Raw genomic sequence first — 21942 nt, forward strand, 5'->3', positions numbered from 1 at the left:
GGAATTATGTCTTGAAAGTATTGAAAGCGCAATCATTTCATGGGAAGGATGTGAGTTGTATGATAAAAAAGAAGCTGTTCATACTTGTTCTAATGTTGACGATGATTATGCCGCTAAGTTATTTCGAAATAGGAACCGCTGATGCGGAGTCTTTGCCCTATAAGACGTTCATCATCGATGACGGGAGCATCACGGTTGATGGTGTAGTGACCCCTGATGCAGATAATGCAGATAACGGATACTCGGCCCCGAATTGGACCACAAGTACAGGGGTAAAGGGGTATGATAATTCCAGTTCCAAATATACAAGTACAGTAGGCAGAACCATGACATGGAATCCGCGATTGGACGCAGGAACGGCGAGAATATCGTTCTACAAGCTAGATTGGGCAGACAAAGCGGATAGCAATGTGAAAATTGAAATCGTTCATAATGGCACGACGGATGTTCAATTCATGGATCTGAGACCTTCATTTGGGGCGCCTGCCGGATGGGTTGATTTGGGAGCGTACTATTTTTCCGGGACGGGTGAAGAATTCGTTAAATTAACTCGGACTACCAGCAGCACAAGCACGGTTCTTACGCGCGCTGATGCGGTCAAGTTCGAAGGGAATATTGGGCAAAAAGAGCCTCATAAGACGATCATCATTGATAATGGAAGCATCACAACGGATGGTGTTGTCACCGTCGATGCGGATAACAAAAATAACGGATACTCGGCTCCTTATTGGAGTACAAGTACGGGCGTGAAGGGCTACAATAATTCCAGTTCCAACTATACAGATGCTGTAGGAAGAAGCATGACTTGGAATCCGCGTTTGGAAGCAGGGACGGCGAAAATATCGTTTTACAAGCTGGATTGGGCGGACAAAGCAGATAGCAATGTAAAAATCGAAATTGTTCACAATGGGATGACGGATGTTATGTTTATGGATCTAAGGCCATCGTCAGGTCCGTCTGTCGGTTGGGTGGATTTGGGTACCTATTATTTCAGTGGTGCTGATACCGAATTTGTTAGGCTGACACGAACGCAACCTACAACTGGAACGATTATTACGCGTGCCGACGCGGTCAAGTTCGAGGGGAATATCCGGCAGCAAGCACCCCCGCTGCCCCCGCTGCGCAGCCGCACATTGGCGAATCTCAGTTATACGGAAAAAGGCAGTATTGCAAACGCAAACTATAAGGCGACTTTCTATGAAGCAGCTTGGGATGGAGGCAAAACCATTGTTCGTGATCTGTTCTATAAGGACACGGATACAGGGAACTGGGTGCCCATCAATAATGTGGCGGAAAGACTTGAAGAACAATGGGTCTTATTAGATGGAAATGCAGGAAGTCGAACCAATTACTACGATACAATGAACAAACGGTGGATTACATTCGACGGGATCAGTTTCCCTGATAGCCATACTGCCGTATTAACCGATTCTTTGCATGGAAGCGATTACGATTTACAAGTAAACTGGTCCATGGCAGGGGACAATCCTGATGTTTCTTTCGACTTTATACCTCGCCGGAATGGTAACTACGTGATTGGTTATCAATCTTTCACAACAGAGTCAGTCTCTGGCGTCAATGAGGTGTTAAGTGGCTTTAGATCACATGCCAAAATGGTAGGTTCGGTTGAATCAACTAGCTTAAGGGAGCTCAGCGCTCCGATGAGTCTGGTTGAAAAGAATGACGGGTCGGGGAACGCTTTGACTTATGGCGTATTTGTGCCGTCTGATGAGCTTCCGGTTGAGTTTGAACCGACGGGAGGCGTCTCCCAACAACGGCTTGGCATGAGTCTTGTCAATAACGAAGGCAGCGTGCAGCCGATCCTTTATGCGCCGCAACTTGGGACGTATTCGCAGATGACTGCGGAAAGCACGTATCAATTCCATATGGGGCTAATCGCTCAAAAGAGCCGTCTGTATGCGGCCTACGAGGATATCCTCCGCAGTGAGTACGGTTATTCGGCCTATCGGGAAAATGTCGCCGATCAATCGCTTACAGATGCGATGTTCAATATGATCGATGCGCTCAAAATCGAACCGCAGGGGGATGATTCGGTTAATTATGTCCCGTCACCCAGCGGCTGGTGGAACCGAGCCAAAGGCTTCATTGATATTGAGAACGAGGACAGCGTTCGAACAACATCGAATGCGGCTCTTCTAGGAGCTTACTATTTGACCGGAGACGACCAGCTCTACGATACGAGGGCATTGCCGTCCATCCAGTACGGTGTCTCGCGAAATGGTATCGGTTGGTCGCCAACGCAGAAGCCCGTATACGGCGTGCCGTCCTTATGGAAAATGGCAACCTTGCCGTTCGATGTTTCAAGCGTAGCCGCTGTCAATCAAATGCTCGGCACTTCCGCAGGAATTGGGGCGCTGGGACAGGAAGAGTATCTTGTGCGAGATCCGGATCAGAAAGATCGGGGGCCGGTCATTCAACCCCTTATGATGTATCGTATGACAGGGGATGCGCAGTATTTACAAGATGCTAAAGATGCAGCAGACAGCTATATCGCTCAAAATATTGATACGCCTGCAACCGTAAATGTGAGTAAAAATGAGTTTATTTATTATTATGGCAAGCTGTGGATGGAGATCCTGGAGCTATACGAAGAAACGAAGGATCCCAAATACTTGAATGCCGCGTACAAGGAAGCGAAACAATACGCTACCATGTTCGTTGCTCGTCCGGTTCCTGAAGGCACCGTTATTATACCGCAACCTGAGACGTATAATTACGCGGAGTCGTTCCATTGGCCGGAAAGTGGGAAATACGAATATCCTAGGAGCAAGCTCCCTGAGGATGTAGCTGGTGGCGTACAAGCGGATAATTGGCTTGTTTCACCCAACGGGTTGACGTTTGAAGCGGGAAGTACGACCGGTTATTATCGGATGAATGCGCAGGAGGCGCCATTTATGCTGAGATTATCGCTCTATACAGGCGATAAACTGCTGCAGGATATCGCCCATAATGCGGTCATCGGACGGTATTCCAGCTATCCAGGTTATTACTATAAGGGCTTCGCGGTTAGCCAACTTGAACCGGATTTTCCTCTGGAAGGTCCTAGCGGGGCTACATCCATCTATTATCACCATATGCCGGCGCAGCTCGGGCAAACGATGGATTATTTGATCACCGAACAATCGCTGAAATCAAATGGGAGTATTACCTTCCCTTCCGTATTCGAAACTAATTTCTTATGGTTCAAATATCACCTCTATGGGAATAAACCAGGTCAATTCTACGGCAATTCGAACGTGTGGCTTTGGATGCCCAAAGGGATTATCCAAACCAACAATCCGCAATTGAACTGGATTACGGGAGAAAGCGGAAATAAATTCTACATCAGTTTAACTAACGAGTCGACCTCTGAAGTACAGACACCGATCGAACTGAATGCGCAAATGATCGGGTTCAACCCAGCACAAGATTATAACGTAACGATTATCCGTGATAATGGCACACCGGAGCAATCGGTTATGAGTGGCGGAATCATTCAGGCCACGGTTTCAAGTAAGGGAATAACCGCTATTACTGTAGAGGGACTAGACATTGATGTGCCGCTGCATCAGGTTAGAACAGCTGATACATCGGATGCAAGTTATTTCTTCGATGTCCACAGTCCAATAGATGCTGTTAAAGGCATGCTGATCGTCAAGCCCGACAAAACGTCCTACGATGCTTACGTGGAGGCAAAAACGACAAAGCCAGCGACGATCCATTACTCCTTGGATGGCGGGGCCACGTACACGACCGTTCCAGACACGATCTATCCGATGGAATGGTCGATACGGGTAAATGATGTATCCCAAACGTTCACCTATTATGTGGAATCCGACGGCAAACAGACCCGCAAGCGGACGTTATATCTGCCGGATCAGGTAGCGGTAACGCCGGTCCAACCGGCATGGCACGAAGGATCGTCTATCGTTGTAGATAATACGGAGGCTGAGACAGAAGGCACTTGGATACGAGATACAACGGCCAATGACTACTACTATGATAACTACGTGTATGCCAAATCGACCACTGGCACAGCAACAAGTAAAATTGCTTGGCGTCCAGATCTTCCTGAAATTGTCACTTATAGCGTGTATTACAAGCTCCCGCAAATAACCGCCACGAGTGAAAATTGGGCTACCAATGCCTCATTTACCGTTAATTATAGCGGGGGCTCCGAAACGGTAACCGTTGATGAATCAGCGGCCAATGGTACGTGGGTGTTCCTGGGGGCCTATCCTTTTGCAGCAGGGGATAGCGGGTATGTGGAACTATCCAATAAGGCCAACAAGTCGCGGGTAGTTGCTGATGCCATGATGTGGGTGGATCCTAATAGCGCGCTCCAACTGGAGTCGGTGGCCATCAAGTCGGATCGGGATGACTTGCAGATGACTCAAGCTGCTCAACTGAACGTAACTGGCCATTTGGATAACGGTCTGATCGGTGATTTGACCCAGGCAAATGTGCAGTATTTTGTTGATAGAACCGATCTGGCTGAAGTGAACAGCAGCGGTTTGTTAACCCTTCAAAGCCTAGATGGGGAAACGGATCACATCTCGGTGTGGGCCACGGTAACGATGGACGGAGTGACTTTAACAACGCCGCCTTTGGCGATAGCGATCAGGGATCTGACGGTTATCGTCGACAGCACGAATTCGGCAGGGTTATATACAACGGAAGGTTCTTGGAGCCAAAGTAATTTAGCTGGCTATAAGATTGGTGTGAAGTCACGTTACTCTACCGTACAAGGATCATCCGCGACATGGAAGGCTCAGTTTCCTGAGGGGAGATATACGGTCTCGATCTACAAGCTCGTCCATACAACGGCCAATGATAATCATGTCAAAGTGGAAGTGAAGCATCAGTCAGTTACCGAGGTCACATATCTCGATGCGACTGTCGGCTCGTCGGGGTGGGTTACTCTGGGAACGTTCAATTTTACAGGAGACGGCAGCGAGTATGTTCGTTTAACCAGAGAAACGCCGACAACGGTAGATCCACCAACCCTTCCTGCGGATATGATTTATACGAGGGCTGATGCTGTCAAATTCGAAAGGCAATCCTTCAGCTTAGCATGGCTCGCGTGGTTAACCTATTAATGTACCTAGATTGAGTAAACACTAGATTACGTTTTATAAACAAAACACCGCGGTAACTTATTATTATATAAGCTACCGCGGTGTTTTGTATTGTTGTCCTCATCGAGATAAGTTCACAAAGATCCGCTTACGAGCAATCCCTTGTACCATACAGCTTGACGATTAGTTCTTCGCGCTATGGCTTCTGCCGAGCAACTGGCAGGCAGGAGCACAAAGCTTGCGATGTCACCAACCTTTGGCCATACTTGCTCACCTGTATGGTCGAGCGGCGTTATCCCGCCAGTAATGAATCCCAGGGATTGAGAGAGTGAATATTCATCGTTATACCCATATAATTCAGCGAACCGTCCAGCCTTCTCCAGCTGATCTCCATTTCCAAAAGGAGACCAGTGATCCGTCAGGCTGTCTGTTGCTAATTTTACATGAACACCTTTGTTATGCAGCATGGGGAGAGGCATTGTGGACTTGCCGATTGGCACCGTCGAGGCTATGGACATGCCCAGAGAAGACATCCGTGCAGCTACCTCTTCTGATTCCTGCTCAGGAGCACTAGCAAACCAAAACGCATGGCTAATGGTTACTTTGCCCTGCAAGCCAGCCTCTTCCGTCAAATCAGCCAGCCGCAGCAAAGTTTGCTTTCCAGCTTCATTCCGATCATGCAAGTGAAGATCGATACCCGCATTGTTCATAACTGCTAGCTCTACCATCGTCTGCAATGACTTTTCAATATTGCCATCTACCGTATATGGATCTACCCCACCGACAAGAGTCGCTCCTTCTACTAAGGATTCCTTTACGAGCTGGGCAGAATTTGATCGAAGCAGCCCATGCTGCGGGAAAGCAACAATTTCAGAGGATATTTTACCAGAGAATGTCTCCAAAGCTAGCTTGGTTGCCTCTAAACGGTGCAGTCCACTGACGTGTTCGATATTACAATGGCTGCGAACATGCGTGGCACCAAAGCCTTGAATAAGCGCCAAAATACGCTCTGCTTGTTGTCTTGCCATAGGCAGTAGTTTAGGTAATAATATTTTTTCTTCTTCAATTCGCTCGAAAATGCTTGAAGCTTTGTTAACCGCTTTCCAAGGTCCGTCATAATACGTTTTATCTAAATGGATATGCGCTTCTTCGAAAGAGGGCAGCAGCAGGAGCTCCTTGCAATCATACTTGGGAAGATGTCCCTTAGGCTCCAATTCTGATCCAATCACTTCAGCTATGGTGTCACCGTCAATCCTAATATGACATATTTTCGTATGTGTACCGACGATTTGTCCGTCTTCTTTGACATAGCCCTGCTCTAATCTCACATTTGTTAACCAATAAGAAGCATTTAACACGATATCCCATCCTTTTCACAGAATTAACGACAATTCATTTTACAATAAAGTTGCGAAACAATCGAAATCAGCTACCAGATGTTTAAAGAGTATGTTGTAAGAAAAGAGCTTCTACCGTGCAGAACAATCTGCATGTAGAAGCTCTTTCTTTCTCCCTACTTACAAAGGATAACAAATGATCGTGTTATACATCGTTTTCTCATCTGCGATGTTCTCATAAACATGGGGCTGATCGGCGGAAAAGTGAATGGCGTCTCCGGCTTTCAACTCGTAGGTTTCATCCTGAATACGGAGTCGAAGCGCACCGCTGATCATCAAAATGTATTCTTCCACGCCGTCATAATGTGCTTCCGAGGCATGGGTACAGCCGACTTCAATTTCAACGGTGTAGATTTCAAATTGTTTTTTCTGCTCAAAGGGAACGATAGGGAATGCTCGATATTGCCCATCCTCCTCTAGAAAAGGTTCTATTTCATCGAGGTGGATATGGGTCACTTTGGGGACATTGTCCTCGATCAGCGAAGTAAATGAGATGTGAAGTCCGTTTACGATTTTCCACAAGATCGAAATTGTTGGATTGGAATCACCACGCTCGATCTGACCAAGCATCGCCTTGCTGACACCCGTTAATTCTGCGACCTGATCCAAACTGAGTGATCTTGCTTTACGTATATTCTGAAGGTTTTTCCCGATCTTTTTATGAATTTGCTCTTGATCCATTCATTTCTCCTCTTCCTACAAGTACCTCAAGTATAAACCAAATTTAGCATAGCTGCGAAATATTTTCAAACAGATATGTACAATATACCATCCGTATGTATAATATATTGTATATGCAAGATAACGCACAAAAAGTTAATATAGTAAACTTTCTTCTTTTGAAAAAGGGGGCATACAACATGAGAGAGACGATGATCGGACTTGTAAAAGAGGTTCGTGGACCTGGTGCAGTTTTACGTGAAGTCCCGATACCACACTGTGGACCCGACGAAGTATTGGTTAAAATAAAAGCTACCTCGATTTGCGGGACGGATGTCCATATCTATAAATGGGATGACTGGGCGGAAAGCGCAGTCGTAACACCGAATGTATTCGGTCATGAATTCGCTGGCGTGGTCGAAGAGATCGGCAGCCAAGTGACCAATGTGAAAGTCGGAGATCATGTTTCAGCCGAAGGCCACATCGTATGCGGTGTATGTAAAGCTTGCCGAACCGGCAACGCGCATGTCTGCCCGAATACGGTTAGCTTCGGGATTACAGCGCCAGGCTGTTTTACGGAATATGCGGTTGTTAAAGCATCGAACGTCATCCACAACAGGCCGGATATGCCGTTTGAGCTGGCCTGTTTGCAAGACCCGCTGGGTAATGCGGTGCAGACTGTCTTGTCGGGTGAAATCGTTGGGAAGTCGGTTGTTGTCATCGGTACTGGGCCCATCGGGTTGATGGCGGTTGCCGTTGCCAAAGCGAGCGGAGCTGGCGTTGTGATCGCTGTTGACATTAATTCGTATCGCTTGTCACTTGCGAAGCAAATGGGCGCTGACTATATCATCAATAGCCGAGAAGAATCCATGGTAAGTGCTATTCGAGCTTATACCGACGGTGAAGGCGCTGAAGTTGTCTTAGAAATGTCAGGATACCCAGATGCGATTCGCGGTGGATTTGAGGCAGCGGCCTCCGCAGCGCGAGTATCCTTACTCGGCATTCCTACACAAGAAGTGCCGCTTGATTTATCACGTCATATTATTTTCAAAGGCTTGCGAATTGAAGGGATTACCGGTAGGCGTATGTACCAGACATGGTATCAGCTAAAAGGTTTGCTCGATCAGAAACGAATCGATTTGAAACCACTTATCACGCACACATTTTCACTGAATGACTATGAGAAAGCCTTTGAACTAATGATATCAGGGCAATGCGGTAAAATCGTTTTTTTACATGATACAGAAATACAATTACCCTCAATGAAGGAGTGTGCGATTCATGGCTAGTTGGAACACCTTACAGCAAGAACTGGAGCAATTGCAGATGGAGGGCCGTTACCGTCCACTGACCGTATGGGAGAGCGGTTCTGGTGCATGGATGACATTGAATGGACGCTCGGTACTGCAAATGTCCTCTAACAATTATTTAGGACTTACCGAGCATCCTGGTATGAAGGAAGCGGCTATTCGTGCGATTGAGAAATATGGTGTTGGTAGCGGATCGGTACGAACCATCACAGGGACGCTTGATATCCATGATCAACTTGAACAAGAGCTTGCTAGATTTAAGGGAACCGAAGCGGCACTTGTGTTTCAATCCGGCTTTACGGCGAATCAAGGGGTTCTAGCTTCGCTGCTTGGACCAGATGATGTCGTCATCAGTGACGAGTTAAATCACGCCAGCATCATTGACGGGATTCGGTTAACGAAAGCGCAGCGGAAAGTATTTGCCCATAAAGATATGGATCAGTTGGAAGCAGCGTTAAAAGAGAGTGCTGGATTTCAGAAGCGTATTGTTGTGACGGACGGTGTTTTTAGCATGGATGGCGATATCGCCCCGCTGCCGACTATTGTAGCACTTGCTGAGAAATATGATGCCTTTGTCTATGTAGACGATGCCCATGCCAGCGGTGTACTTGGCAAGAACGGCAAGGGATCGACGGATCATTTCGGCTTACATGGTCGTGTGCACATTCAGATCGGCACCCTTTCGAAGGCGGTTGGCGCTGTTGGAGGGTACGTAGCTTGTGACCAAGTTGTCAAAGACTACCTGATTCATAAAGCGCGGCCTTTCTTGTTCAGTACGTCTCAAACACCGGCGGTAGCAGCTACTTGCCTCTCGGCCATTCAAGTGCTTGGGCAAAGCGGTGACCTCATCGCGAAGCTTTGGGAGAACGCTGCTTATTTCCGTTCGAAGGTGCAAGCACTGGGCTTCGACACAGGTGCCAGCGAGACGCCGATCATTCCTGTTATCGTGGGGAATCCAGCAAAGACGATGCAGTTCTCTGATTTGCTTCTGCAAGAAGGTGTCTATGCCCAAGGGATCGTCTATCCGACGGTGGCCATGGACAAAGGTCGCGTGCGTTTTATTGTCACGGCTCAGCATACACGGGAAGATCTTGATTTTGCGCTACATGCGTTGCATAAGGCGGGGAAACAGATTTTGGAGTAAAAAGTGGATAGTTGAACAGACCATCGATTCCTTCCGTTTCAGTACATCGCGTTTTACGAGCAAAATCCTGCTTGAATATGTTATGCTCTATAATTAATTGTAGATTCAGAAGAGGAACACGAACCCAATTGGGGTTATCGTGTTTCTTTTTTTGTTAGCTTGAAGGGAGGTTGAATTAACCCAAAGCCTACCATTATAAAACGCTTTCAATTTTTCTTGTATGACGTATACGCGAGGCAAAGGGAAGATTTTCGTCTTTAGACCTGGATATGAAACCTCACCAACCTACCATAATCAGGAAGTCCTGAAGGTGATTTCGAATTCCGTTTACTGGGCCGCACCCGTAAAGGGGACGACGATGCCGGTCTTCGGCAACGTTAAGGCGTTGGAGAAGTTATAATCGTTGTCCAAAAAGAAAGCGTGACGCACAAGCTTTCCCACATGGGAATAAGCTTGTGCGTTTGTTGTTTCAGTCCGCCTAAATAAGTGTAATATAGAATAAATTCAACACGCGGGAGGAAATAGAATGACGACAATTGCCTCGGTATCCAACACGGATGCTTACTACTTATTGCATGAGGGCACACAGTATCAGAGCTATCAATTTCTTGGGGCTCACTTCGAAGAGCGCGATGGCTGCAAAGGAGTCAACTTCGCGGTGTGGGCGCCCAATGCCAAAGAGGTGAACGTATCTGGCAGTTTTAACGGCTGGGATGGCAGCCATCATGCTATGGCAATGAACGAAGGCATTTGGACACTATTTATTCCCGAACTGGAGGAAGGCACTTTATATAAATATGAAATTGTGACGATGGACGGTGATCGTTATCTGAAATCGGATCCTTACGCTTTTCATTCGGAAGTTCGGCCGGAAACAGCATCCATTGTTACTTCGCTTGAACATTATGAATGGCAGGATGGAGTCTGGCAGGAGAATAATTCGTCGAATCAACATTTGCAGCAGCCACTGCTCATCTATGAAGTGCACTTGGGTAGTTGGAAACGCAAGGAGGACGGTAGCTTTTACAGTTATGTGGACTTTGCAGATGAACTTATCGACTATGTGCTCGAGCGGGGTTATACCCATATTGAGCTGATGCCGTTAGCCGAACATCCGCTTGACTCTTCATGGGGATATCAGGTAACTGGTTATTATTCGGTGACAAGCCGTTTTGGATCTCCGAAAGATTTTATGTACTTTGTTGATCAGTGTCATCAAAAAGGTCTGGGCGTGATTATGGACTGGGTCCCCGCTCATTTCTGCAAAGATGTGCACGGCTTATCTCGATTCGATGGGACACATCTCTACGAGTATGCAGACAGCCGCAAGGGTGAGAATCCGACATGGGGGACTTATATTTTCGATTATGGCAGGCCAGAAGTCGTTAGCTTTTTAATCTCAAATGCGCTGTTCTGGTTGGATATGTATCATCTGGATGGACTAAGAATCGATGCTGTCTATAGCCTGTTGACGTTGAATTTTGAACGACCAGAAGCGGAATGCATTAGGAATGAACAGGGTGGAGAGGAGAATCTGGAGGGGATTGCCTTTCTGCAAAAATTGAATGCGGTCGTATTTGCCAGATATCCGGATGTGCTCATGATTGCAGAAGACTCTAGTTCGTATCCTGGTGTAACAACACCAGTTGCGTATGGCGGACTAGGTTTTAATTACAAATGGAATCTAGCCTATACGTGGCACACGCTGGAATATATGAAAAAAAATCAAACCGAACGCAGCGGACAGGAAGATCGGTTGACCCAGTCGCTTCTGGGAATTAGGGATGAGAATTATGTCTTGCCTTATTCACATGACGAAATGGATCCTCCGACCAAATCACTGCTAGGTAAAATGTCTGGGGAAGACAATTGGCAGCGTTTTGCTAATCTGCGTGCACTTTATACGTATACGATGGGACATCCAGGTAAAAAGCTGCTATTTATGGGCAATGAATTCGGTCAAATGGATGATTGGGATTCAGAGGGCTCCTTGGAATGGGAGTTGCTGCAATTTGAAGAGCACCAGCACTTTGCGGAATTTGTGAAGCAGATGAATCATTTTTACATAGCGGAAAAAGCCTTATGGGAACTTGATTTCGAGCAGAATGGCCTTACATCCTTAAATGCGGACGATAAAGAGGATGGTCTCGTGATACTCTTACGAAAATCAAAGACGAACAATGAACAGCTTATTATCATTAACAATTTTAAGCCTGAAACACATGAAGGATATCGCCTTGGGGTTGAGGAGCCTGGACGTTACCAAGAGGTCTTTAACAGCGATAAGCCGGAATTTGGCGGATCAGGAATGACCAATGCGAACATGTTGGAAACCCAGGAATGGTCCTGTCAGGGCAATCCTTACAGTATTATGGTTAACATACCGCCACTTGCAGGAGTTATCTTCAAATATATCCCTTCGGAAGGATGAGAGAACGATGAAGGATGTTCTTGGAATGATCAATTTGATGAATGAGCAAGATGATTTATCTACGCTAACACGCAATCGATGTGTGGGTGCCGTGCCTTTTGCCGGTCGTTATCGGATGATCGACTTCGCACTCTCCAATATGAGCAATTCGGGTATTCAGAAGGTCATGCTGTTGTCGAATGCCAAAGCAGACTCCCTGCTCGATCATGTGGGTGATGGGCATCATTGGGGCTTAGATACGACCACGGAGGGCGGTGTAACTGTTCTTCCTCCTTTTTCTACGATTGGCAATCTGGTTAAGGATACGGAGGGGGATTTGCTACATCTGTACAGTCATATTGATTTGTTAAGAGATTGCAACGAAACGTATATACTGATTGCACCCAGCAGTGTCATCTATCATATGAATTTTGAAAATATGGTCGATTACCATCTCAGCAACGACGCTGATATTACGATTCTCTATAAACATTTAACGGAAATGGATCGTCATGCCCATATTGGTCATGCCTATAACCTGGAAATGAACGATCAGGGTAGAGTCATCAGCGTCACGCCTACTTACCATGCTCTGCCAAGCTTAAAACCTCAGAATATTGATTTGGATACGATGATCATCAAACGAAGTCTACTAATTGAGTTAATCGAGCAGAGTATGAGGCGTGGAAGTGAGAGGTACTTGAAAGATGTCATCTGGAGCCACTTAGCCGATATGGATGTTCAAGGCTACGCCAATCATGGGTACGTGGCGATTATGGATTCGATAGATAGTTACTATGCCCATAGTATGCACCTCCTGCAACCGCATGGATGGCATCAATTTATGATTAACCAAGATTCCGTCTATACAAAGCAAGAGGTCGAAGAGGAAACGGCTTGTCATGACAATGCCTTGATTCGCAACTCTTTCATCGCGCATGGCTGCAGCATTGAAGGCTATGTGGAAAATAGCATTTTGTTTCCTGGGGTAAAGGTGAATCGAGGCGCTAGTATCAAAAATAGTATCGTGATGCATCAGTGTGCAATCGCAGATAACGCCTATTTGGATCATGTTATTTTGGACAAGCAGGTTGTTGTGGAACAAGGGGCTATCTTACGCGGACAGTTCACCCACCCCTTTGTGGCAGAAAAAAATGGTGTGACTTCATAAGTACACGCATGTACTTTTGGTAAGGGAAGAAGGGGAAGAAATGGGAAAAGAGTTAGGAAAAGAGAGGGAAGGGACTCAAGCTGTAGATGATGGTACACCTGAGAAGCTGTTTCATGAATTAGATAATGATCCTAACTTTAAACTGGACAATGACCAATTAGAACGTATTGCCTCCATGGTCAATGCGTATAAAGGTAACATTAAGTCTCATTTGATTGAGCAGCAGGAGAAGAAGACTTCTCGGGCTGACCGGCTGGCTGATCATATAGCAACATTTGGCGGAAGTTGGGCGTTTATCCTGCTTTTTAGTTTGTTTTTAATCATTTGGATGCTTCTTAATCTCATGAGCTTCGCTTTCGATAAACCCCCATTTATCCTGCTTAATCTTATTCTCTCTTGCATTTCAGCCTTCCAAGCACCCGTCATTCTCATGAGTCAGAATCGACAAGCTGCAAAAGATAAGCAGGAGGCAATCCTTGACTTGGCCATTAATTATCGTGCGGAGCAGGAAAATATGGAGATTAAGGTTTTGCTGGAAAGGTTGGATCAGAGGCTTGAAAGAATGGAGAAACTACAAAACGAGGAGGTTTTACCATGAGTACTTTTACGAGAGTAAGTATCACATCAAATCTTCAAGAAACGCAGCATAAAATAAAGCAGTTGTATAGAGAAGGCTTTGAAAAAGATCATGTTTATGTACTGACTCATAGTGCTGAAGGTACGGACTTCATTGCCAATTACACGAATGCACAACAAATTACGATGTCGGAAGTGGGCGTGCTAACGTCTATAGCCAATCTATTTCGATCTCGTGGCGATGAGTTGCGGGCGAAGATGAGGTCGCTCGGTGTGCCTGATGTGGAGTCCGGTCGGTTGGAAAGCGAGCTGGATAAAGGCAAGATCCTTGTTCTGGCTACTCCAAGTCAACCGGTTATAGCGGATGCAAATACCTACCCATATGGGGATTTGTAACTCACAATTTTACATGAAAATAAAAAGGACACGGAACCCGATAGGGGCATTCGTGTCCTTTTTGACCACATTAGAAAGTATAACTTTTCGGTTCCCGAAAATGTCTTGATAATTGGCGATAAAAACTACCTATAAAACGCGGTCGCACATCCTCGAAGGACTTCGATAGAAGTTTTTCTCATGTATAGGATGTGATTCATCATTGGGTTCTAGGTGCATGCGATTACAGCCGATGCAATTCCTATCCATCGTGCTTTTCGTGATGAAATGGCAAAGATTATACCCTCCCAGGTGATGAATTCTATAGAGGCTGGCAATGAATGGATATTTTAAAAAGGCGGACGCGGCCGGCAGACAAGATGTGATCAAAGCGTCTCAGGATTGGTTTACCAAGGATGGCAAGGCTATTTATGATAAATTGAACAAGAAATAGCTTATAGATTCAAAAGCAGAGCAGCTCACCTTATTGGGGGGCTGCTCTTTTTGCTGAAAATTGTCCAATCGATATGATTAATGTATGAAATTCATAGATAGAATTTTTCTATAAAGGTATTGAAAGCATGAATTGACAATCCCGAGTAACGATGATAACTTAAAACTTATAAAACATATTGAATTAATCGGAATTAAAGCTGACTGGTCATCCGGAAGCATGGATTATTGAATCCATGCTTTTTTTATTTTCAAAATGGAGTAAGCATGAAATAGGCGGCGCAGAAAGGAGTTTGAATACGTTGAAATTTGCCTTATTTAGCCTAATGATGAATATACCAAATGCAATAAACGGGGAAACACTCACTACCCATCAGAAGTTCGAGAATGTGCTGAAACAGGCCGTCCTCGCAGAAGAACTCGGGTTTGATGCTTATGGTGTGGGGGAGCGTCACGGAGCACCGTTTATCTCTTCCTCCCCGCCGGTAGTTCTAACCGCGATCGCAGCGAGGACCTCCCGCATTCGCCTGATAACGACAGTTACGGTGCTAAGTGTGCTCGACCCTGTTCGAGTAGCTGAGGACTATGCCACACTTGATCATCTCTCAGGAGGAAGAATAGAGTTAATTATTGGCAAAGGCAACGACCCACGCCACTATCCGCTTTTCGGAATTACCGAAGAGGAACAATGGGAATCACTTGCAGAGCGTTATGCACTCCTGAAGCGTTTGTGGAACGAAGAGAACGTAACCTGGCAGGGACGCTTCCGTTCACCGTTAGACAGTGTGACAACACAGCCAAGACCTTATCAACAGGCAATCCCCGTATGGCATGGCAGCGCATCAAGCACCTTGTCAACGGAGTTGGCTGCGAAATATGGTGAACCCATTTTCTCCTCGAATACGTTTCACCCACAGGCAAAATATAAGGCATTAATCGATCACTATCGCGAGCGATTAGCCCATTACGGCCATGATCCTCAACACGCAATTGTTGGTTCAGGTTTTGGCAGCTTATATCTGGCCAACACGACGGAGGAAGCAATCCAACGTTATCGTCCTTATTACGATGCTTTCCATGCTACGGCTGCCTCTCAGCACAATAATTCACCTTTTAAAGACCTCGAGGATAATGTGAAAAATGGGCCAGTACTGATCGGCAGCCCTGATCAAGTGATCGAGAAGATCTTGAATTACCATCAAGCCTATGGGCATCAAGTGGTCAGCATCAGTGTAGATGGCTTAACGGAAGCGGAGCAGCGGGAGCAGATGGAGCGATTTGCTACCGAAGTTGTACCTGTTTTACGTCGGGAGATTCCGAGTAGTGTATGGGAACGTTCGCCGGTGGCGCTAAGGGTATGAAGAACATTTTTGGAGGGATGAAGCTATGAGCATTCAAAAAGCAGAAGGGATTTCTGTGGAAAGAAGGAAAAGAGCTTTTCAAGAAGCGCTTACTTACAACCAATTTATTAGCAATGCCAAGGTAAACGTGGATAGGCTTCATGAGAACTTCCAACACTATACGCTGACTGAGCAGGAATCGGCTTATTTCAAGGGGCTTCCAGAGCAGGTGGATGTGTTGGTGCTAGCCCATGACTGGTGCGGCGATGTGGTTGCCAATCTGCCGTTATTCGGCAAAATTGAACATGAAACAGGTAAATTGAAGCTGCACATTCTACTCAGAGATCCAGACAATCAAGATATCGCTGCCGCTTATTTACATGCAGACGGACGTAATCATATTCCGACCTACGTGTTTTTCAATGGAGCGGGAGAGGAATTGAGCTACTTCTCAGAAAGACCCGATGAAATAACGAATCTAAGCCGGGATTGGGTCGATGATTTTTGGAATCTACACCCCGAATGGGAAGGCAGAGGTAGGCCACTTTCAGAAGTGGATGAAGATGTGAGGAAATCCTTGTTTGATTATTTAAAAGAACAGCGCCCGCTAGTAAGTGATCTCGAGAAGATCGCAATCATAGAAATTATCCGCTCCATACTCAGCTAAAGCGATGCTGCATGACGCCCAAAATCCTTGCAGCTGATGGCTGTAAGGTTCTTTTCATACGCAGATGGTAGACAGGGGGACAAATGGAGCGCTATTGGAAACGTAATCTATATATGTTATGGATGGGCTTATTTATTAACCATATCGCGTATACCCTCTCTGTACCGTTTTTCCCTATTTTTTTACAAAATGATCTTGGTATTCAGAATAGGCTTGAAGTATGGTCTGGTGTTTCCATTTCCATTAGCTTTCTGATTAGTGGTCTGTGTGCGCCCTTTTGGGGGTCGTTAGCTGATAAATTTGGGAAGAAACCGATGTTAATTCGTTCAGGTATTGGTTTAGCTTTAGCTCATTTTGCTAATTATTTGGTTTATGATCCATTCACGTTCATTCTTGTTCGGATTTTTCAAGGGCTTATGGCAGGTTTTGGCCCTGCTTCCATCGCTTTAGTCGGTACGAATACACCGGAGAAGCACGTTGGGTATGCGCTCGGCGTGATATCAACAGCAACAGCAGCTGGAGGAATTATTGGCCCGCTTGTGGGAGGCGTGTTGAGCCAGTGGATGGGATTGCGAGTATGCTTCATCGCATCGGGACTTATTACGTTGCTTTCCACATTGATCGTACTCGTAGGCGTTAAGGAGGTACGTGAGCGTGTTGTTGGGGCTCGCCCTCGTTTGATTAGAGACCTGAAACAAGCTGCTAATAACACAAGATTAATGGGTGTTTTTGGGTTAACTTTACTAGTTACCACCTCCGTCATGATTCTGGAGCCGTTGCTGACGCTCTATGTGGTGCAAATCGGCGGCAGTGTCAATAAAGCTACACTTAGCTCGGGAATTGTTTTCTCGGCTGTGGGTGTAGCCACAGTTATTATGGGCCCACGGTGGGGAATTATTGGGGGAAGGATTGGGTATGAGAAGATATTGGTCATTGGGTTGATCGGCGGTGGTATCGGCAATCTGCTGCAGCTCGGCGTACATCAACTTATTGGCTTTGGCATCCTCCGATTCAGTTATGGCTTGTTCTTTGCTGCTGTATATCCGGCGCTGAATGTACTTATCGTGAAATATGCTGAGGCTGATTTCCGAGGAAGAGCAGTGAGCTTGAACCAATCAGCAAGTCAATTCGGCATTGTGCTTGGTCCTTTACTTGGTGGGGGAATTGGAGGATGGATGGGGATCAAATTCGTATTCCTACTTACTGGCGTAACACTTCTTGGAGCCGCATGGATGCGTATGGCGGTCAATTCTAAGCGTGCTGATCAGAGCTTGCATGTGTGAGTGAGAGAGGAAGTAATAGGCAAATGAATATTGAAAATCTCGAAGCTTTCGTCTATGTCATTCATTATAACAGTTTCAATAAGGCTGCAGATGCCTTGTTCTTATCTCAGCCTTCAGTTACGGCCCGTATTCAATCGTTGGAACGTGATTTGAACACCCTGCTATTTGAGAGAGAAGGGAGAAACTTCACTCTGACAGATAAAGGGAAGCAATTCCTTCCATTTGCTGGGCAAATACTTCAAACCTATAAAAAGGGAAAGCAGCAGATTCAACATGTAAACAAAGCATTCAGTGAACTTAGAGTCGGATGCACCGTATCTGTTTCCAATTATGTCATTCCAGAAATTCTACCATTTATTAAAAAGCAACGGTCTCAACTCCAAATCAAATTAACAACTGCGCCAACAGAAGTCATTCTGGAGATGCTGCTCAATAAAGAAATTGATATTGGATTTGTCCGTAATGTGACTCATCCGTATGTAGAAAATCTGGGTTACTATGAGGATCCTATTCGTCTTTTCGTCTATCCTAACCATCCTTTTGTGACAAAGAAACCTTTGACCATGAATGATGTAAGTCGTGAATCTCTTGTCTTCTTTGAATGTGGGTCACTGGATTGGGGAAAGATTCATCGACTTTTTGCCACGCTGGATCATCCGCCTCAAATTGAATATCAAATCGATAATTTGGAAACAGCCAAGAAACTTGTATCCAAAGGAATGGGGATATCCTTTCTGCCAGAACTGTGTGTACGCCAAGAAGTGAAAGAGGGACATCTGGTACCTATCAATATTCAGGCATTAGGAGGGCTGTCGCTGCGTACAACGCTCGTTACATTGAAAGAATCCAGTCTCTATGTGTCAGACTTATTTCTGGATGTATTGAAGGAATTCAATTGGAAAAAAATCGCTACATAGAACAAATCTATTTAACAATAGAACATCTTTATCTACGATTGACCGCTCTAAATGCCGGTGATACAGTACAAATAGAGATTAAAACCAAGTAAAACAATTGGAATTATAGTTATTGATCATGAGGAGGAATTAGGATGCCAAAACAAAAACAATTGAAACTCGGTGCAATTATTCATGGGGTTGGCGGCAATATGTCATCTTGGAAACACCCGGATGCGATTGTTGATGCCAGTGTGAACTTCAAGTATTACAAACAGCAAGCACAAAAAGCGGAGGCGGGTAAATTTGATTTACTATTCATCGCAGACGGGTTGTTCATCAATGAGAAATCGATTCCTCATTTCTTAAATCGGTTCGAGCCCATTACGATCTTATCCGCACTCGCTTCGGTAACTTCCAAAATTGGTTTGGTAGGTACACTATCTACGTCATATAGTGAACCATTCACCGTATCCAGACAATTCTCTTCGCTCGATCATATCAGCGATGGCAGAGCAGGTTGGAATGTGGTTACATCCCCGTTGGAAGGCTCAGCGCTGAACTACAATAAGAAGCTAGAGGAGCATCCAGATCATCCCAAACGTTACCGGATTGCATCTGAATATTTGCAGGTATCCAAAGGATTATGGGATTCATGGGAAGATGATGCTTTTACAAGAGATAAACAATCGGGGGTATTCTTCGATCCGGAAAAGCTACACCGGTTAGATCATAAGGGCGAATTTTTCTCCGTACAGGGACCGCTTAATATTGGAAGATCGAAGCAAGGAAGACCTGTTATTTTCCAGGCAGGCTCATCTGAAGATGGTAAAAATTTGGCAGCCAAAGAGGCTGATGCGATCTTTACAGGCCATCCAACCGTTGAGGATGCGAAACGCTTTTACGAGGATGTGAAAGGCAGAGCAACGGGCTTCGGAAGAAATCCCGAAGAGATTGTCGTTATGCCTGGGATTGGTCCGATCATTGGCTTAACGGAAGAAGAGGCAGAGCGTAAATACCAGGAAGTGGCCAACTTGGTGACAATTGGGGAAGCACTTGCTTATCTGGGCCGATTCTTTGAACATCATGATTTTACCCAATATGGTTTGGATGCTCCGTTCCCAGATTTAGGCGAGTTGGGTAAAAATAGCTTCCAAAGCACAACAGATCGTATTAAACAGAATGCAAAGGAGAAAGGCCTAACCCTTCGTCAAGTCGCATTGGAATCAGCTACACCGCGTCCACTTTTCATTGGTACGCCAATACAAGTTGCGGATCGTATTCAAGAATGGTTCGAAAGCGGAGCGGCAGATGGATTCATCGTGGGATCGGGCGTTCCTAATGGGTTGAATGATTTTGTTGATGGGGTCATTCCTATTTTACAGGAACGAGGGATCTATCGGACGGAATATGAGGCGGATACGCTTCGCGGTAATTTGGGTCTTCCTTTTCCAACAAATCGTTATGCGAAAGAGACTGTAAATAACTAATAGAGTTTGCGAATTTAGGGGGGAGCGTTGAAAATGAATAGAACAAAAGGCTGGATCAAATTTAGTGCGTTATCGTTAGCTATTGCACTGGTATTAACGGGGTGCGGTTCAACAAACAGTGGAGGCTCGGATGCATCGTCATCCTCAAGCCCTAAACAAGAAGGCAAACAAACGGCGGTTATCGGCGGGGAGCTTACTTATGCACTTGCAACTTCCCCTGATTCCTTAGATCCGCATCGCAGTGGGCTTGCCGTTGCCGTAAGGGTGCTTCGCACCATCTATGATAGCTTGGTTGTTCAATTGCCTGATGGCACGATTAAACCGTGGCTTGCAACCGATTGGACGGTCTCTCCAGATGGTTTAAGCTACACGTTTAAGCTGCGCAAAGATGTAAAGTTTCACGACGGAACGCCTTTTAATGCCGAAGCTGTGAAATACAGTTACGATCGCATTCTCGATCCTGCAACGAAGGCAGCGAATTCCGTAGCTTTAATTAAGCCTTATAAATCGTCTGAGGTAATTGATGAGTTCACGATAAAGATTAATCTTGAAACACCTTCCAGAGCGTTCCTAGGTAATCTAAGCCAAGCTTTACTTGGGATTGTATCACCTACGGCTGCCAAGAAATATGGGGATCAATTTGGTAAAAACCCGGTAGGTTCAGGTCCTTTTTCTTTTGTAAAATGGGATGAGAATGCCTCTATTCAAGTAAAACGCAGCCCTGACTATAACTGGGCACCTGAGATTGTTGAGAATAAAGGGAAAGCTTACTTGGACCAAATTACATTCAGTATAGTTCCAGAAGAAGCGACTCGGATCGGTAGTGTTCAGAGTAAACAAGTGCTTGCTGGAGAGACGATTCCTCCGCAGAATATTGTTTCTTTGAAAACAGATACCAGTCTCCAAGTGCTCCAAGTCAATACCAATGGCTTACCCTATACGTTATTTATTAATCAACGAAAAGCACCATGGGGTGAATTGAAAGCCCGGCAAGCGCTTCAAGCAGCAATCGATGTGGATGCAATTGTCAAAACATTATATTTAGGAACGTATCCACGTGCTTGGTCACCTCTATCTCCGGGAGTTTTCGGGTATGATGCATCACTAGAAAATGGCGTTAAACCAGATATTGCGAAAGCGAATAAGCTGCTGGATGAACTAGGTTGGCTCAAAGGTGCAGATGGCATCCGTATCAAAGATGGTAAGAAGCTTACTTTGCATTATGTAGACGGATCACCAAATCGTGAGAAACGTAATGACATCGCAGTCATCATCCAACAGCAGTTGAAACAAGTAGGGATTGTTGCTGAAGTAGAAATTACAAAGGATACAGCCAATGTCGTCTATACCAAAGGTGACTACGATATTTATGGCAACAGCCAGGTGAACTCAGATCCCAATGCACTTTACGCTTTCTACCATACGAGCGATCCAAAGGCTCGCCCAACGCTGCCTGGCCTTGCAGACCCGCAAGTCGATAAATGGCTGGAGCAAGGGGCTGTTGAGCCTGATGATAAGAAGCGCGCAGAGCTGTACAAACAAGTTCAGAAATCTATTATTGATAATGCCGTTATCATACCGATCTACGTGTTCCCTTACACAGTTGCCGCATCGAAGACCGTGAAAGGTTTGAAATTCGACTCGTTGGGTTACCCGCTCTTTAATGATACGTTTATTCAAAAATAACGAAAT

The 21942-nt window shown here is 45.5% G+C and carries 16 protein-coding genes; 14 read left to right on the top strand and 2 right to left on the bottom strand.

Going from position 1 to position 21942, the window contains the following annotated elements:
• Nucleotides 1-11: 11 nt before the first annotated feature.
• Nucleotides 12-5099 carry a golvesin C-terminal-like domain-containing protein gene (locus tag A8709_RS22545; RefSeq protein ID WP_065855386.1) on the top strand — a complete coding sequence of 1696 codons (5088 nt, stop codon included), beginning with the start codon at nt 12-14 and terminating at the stop codon, nt 5097-5099.
• Nucleotides 5100-5212: 113 nt separating this feature from the next.
• On the opposite strand, the gene A8709_RS22550 is transcribed toward A8709_RS22545, so the two are convergent.
• Nucleotides 5213-6436 (bottom strand): amidohydrolase, encoded by a 1224-nt coding sequence (locus A8709_RS22550; protein ID WP_065855388.1) that lies wholly within the window; start codon nt 6434-6436, stop codon nt 5213-5215.
• A gap of 159 nt (nt 6437-6595) precedes the next feature.
• Nucleotides 6596-7156, bottom strand: coding sequence for a helix-turn-helix domain-containing protein (locus tag A8709_RS22555; protein WP_065855390.1), 561 nt, complete (start codon nt 7154-7156; stop codon nt 6596-6598).
• Between the two features lie 179 nt (nt 7157-7335).
• Between A8709_RS22555 and tdh the strand changes: the two genes are divergently transcribed.
• The 13 genes from tdh (at nt 7336) to A8709_RS22615 (ending at nt 21936) form a co-directional block, all read left to right on the top strand.
• On the top strand, nt 7336-8424 hold the full coding sequence (gene tdh / locus A8709_RS22560; protein WP_065855392.1) for an L-threonine 3-dehydrogenase: 1089 nt from the start codon (nt 7336-7338) through the stop codon (nt 8422-8424).
• Nucleotides 8417-9589, top strand: coding sequence for a glycine C-acetyltransferase (locus A8709_RS22565; protein WP_065855394.1), 1173 nt, complete (start codon nt 8417-8419; stop codon nt 9587-9589). The genes tdh and A8709_RS22565 overlap by 8 nt, the downstream gene beginning before the upstream one ends.
• Nucleotides 9590-9809: 220 nt before the next feature.
• Nucleotides 9810-9989: a hypothetical protein gene (locus tag A8709_RS33805; RefSeq protein WP_425262343.1), complete on the top strand. Its 180-nt coding sequence runs from the start codon at nt 9810-9812 to the stop codon at nt 9987-9989.
• A gap of 126 nt (nt 9990-10115) precedes the next feature.
• On the top strand, nt 10116-12020 hold the full coding sequence (gene glgB / locus A8709_RS22570) for a 1,4-alpha-glucan branching protein GlgB (protein ID WP_065855396.1): 1905 nt from the start codon (nt 10116-10118) through the stop codon (nt 12018-12020).
• 7 nt (nt 12021-12027) lie between these two features.
• Nucleotides 12028-13170, top strand: coding sequence for a glucose-1-phosphate adenylyltransferase subunit GlgD (glgD, locus tag A8709_RS22575; RefSeq protein ID WP_065855397.1), 1143 nt, complete (start codon nt 12028-12030; stop codon nt 13168-13170).
• A 40-nt stretch (nt 13171-13210) separates the two neighbouring features.
• Nucleotides 13211-13768, top strand: coding sequence for a DUF1003 domain-containing protein (locus A8709_RS22580; RefSeq protein WP_084225319.1), 558 nt, complete (start codon nt 13211-13213; stop codon nt 13766-13768).
• Complete coding sequence (locus A8709_RS22585; RefSeq protein ID WP_065855399.1) at nt 13765-14142, top strand: YflT domain-containing protein; 378 nt, start codon at nt 13765-13767, stop codon at nt 14140-14142. Before A8709_RS22580 ends, A8709_RS22585 begins: the two co-directional genes overlap by 4 nt.
• A 734-nt stretch (nt 14143-14876) precedes the next feature.
• Entirely contained in the window at nt 14877-15935 is a 1059-nt protein-coding gene (locus A8709_RS22590; RefSeq protein WP_065855401.1) for an LLM class flavin-dependent oxidoreductase, read from the top strand.
• Nucleotides 15936-15960: 25 nt separating this feature from the next.
• Nucleotides 15961-16581: a thioredoxin family protein gene (locus A8709_RS22595; RefSeq protein WP_065855403.1), complete on the top strand. Its 621-nt coding sequence runs from the start codon at nt 15961-15963 to the stop codon at nt 16579-16581.
• A gap of 83 nt (nt 16582-16664) precedes the next feature.
• Complete coding sequence (locus tag A8709_RS22600) at nt 16665-17864, top strand: MFS transporter (protein WP_065855404.1); 1200 nt, start codon at nt 16665-16667, stop codon at nt 17862-17864.
• Between the two features lie 23 nt (nt 17865-17887).
• Nucleotides 17888-18781, top strand: a complete 894-nt coding sequence (locus tag A8709_RS22605; protein WP_065855406.1) for a LysR family transcriptional regulator — start codon at nt 17888-17890, stop codon at nt 18779-18781.
• A gap of 134 nt (nt 18782-18915) precedes the next feature.
• A complete protein-coding gene (locus A8709_RS22610; RefSeq protein ID WP_065855408.1) occupies nt 18916-20250 on the top strand; it encodes an LLM class flavin-dependent oxidoreductase in 1335 nt (444 codons plus the stop codon).
• A 33-nt stretch (nt 20251-20283) separates the two neighbouring features.
• Nucleotides 20284-21936, top strand: coding sequence for an ABC transporter substrate-binding protein (locus tag A8709_RS22615; RefSeq protein ID WP_065855410.1), 1653 nt, complete (start codon nt 20284-20286; stop codon nt 21934-21936).
• Nucleotides 21937-21942 lie beyond the last annotated feature (6 nt).

Origin of the sequence: Paenibacillus pectinilyticus (genome assembly GCF_001700435.1) — a bacterium.
GTDB lineage: Bacteria > Bacillota > Bacilli > Paenibacillales > NBRC-103111 > Paenibacillus_E > Paenibacillus_E pectinilyticus.

What these genes read in the sequence shown, in the direction of transcription:
- A8709_RS22555 (WP_065855390.1), bottom strand. Translation starts at nt 7,156, where the DNA reads ATGGATCAAGAGCAAATTCATAAAAAGATCGGGAAAAACCTTCAGAAT.
- A8709_RS22600 (WP_065855404.1), top strand. Translation starts at nt 16,665, where the DNA reads ATGGAGCGCTATTGGAAACGTAATCTATATATGTTATGGATGGGCTTA.
- A8709_RS22595 (WP_065855403.1), top strand. Translation starts at nt 15,961, where the DNA reads ATGAGCATTCAAAAAGCAGAAGGGATTTCTGTGGAAAGAAGGAAAAGA.
- glgB (WP_065855396.1), top strand. Translation starts at nt 10,116, where the DNA reads ATGACGACAATTGCCTCGGTATCCAACACGGATGCTTACTACTTATTG.
- A8709_RS22565 (WP_065855394.1), top strand. Translation starts at nt 8,417, where the DNA reads ATGGCTAGTTGGAACACCTTACAGCAAGAACTGGAGCAATTGCAGATG.
- A8709_RS22580 (WP_084225319.1), top strand. Translation starts at nt 13,211, where the DNA reads ATGGGAAAAGAGTTAGGAAAAGAGAGGGAAGGGACTCAAGCTGTAGAT.
- tdh (WP_065855392.1), top strand. Translation starts at nt 7,336, where the DNA reads ATGAGAGAGACGATGATCGGACTTGTAAAAGAGGTTCGTGGACCTGGT.
- A8709_RS33805 (WP_425262343.1), top strand. Translation starts at nt 9,810, where the DNA reads ATGACGTATACGCGAGGCAAAGGGAAGATTTTCGTCTTTAGACCTGGA.
- A8709_RS22585 (WP_065855399.1), top strand. Translation starts at nt 13,765, where the DNA reads ATGAGTACTTTTACGAGAGTAAGTATCACATCAAATCTTCAAGAAACG.
- glgD (WP_065855397.1), top strand. Translation starts at nt 12,028, where the DNA reads ATGAAGGATGTTCTTGGAATGATCAATTTGATGAATGAGCAAGATGAT.
- A8709_RS22610 (WP_065855408.1), top strand. Translation starts at nt 18,916, where the DNA reads ATGCCAAAACAAAAACAATTGAAACTCGGTGCAATTATTCATGGGGTT.
- A8709_RS22615 (WP_065855410.1), top strand. Translation starts at nt 20,284, where the DNA reads ATGAATAGAACAAAAGGCTGGATCAAATTTAGTGCGTTATCGTTAGCT.
- A8709_RS22605 (WP_065855406.1), top strand. Translation starts at nt 17,888, where the DNA reads ATGAATATTGAAAATCTCGAAGCTTTCGTCTATGTCATTCATTATAAC.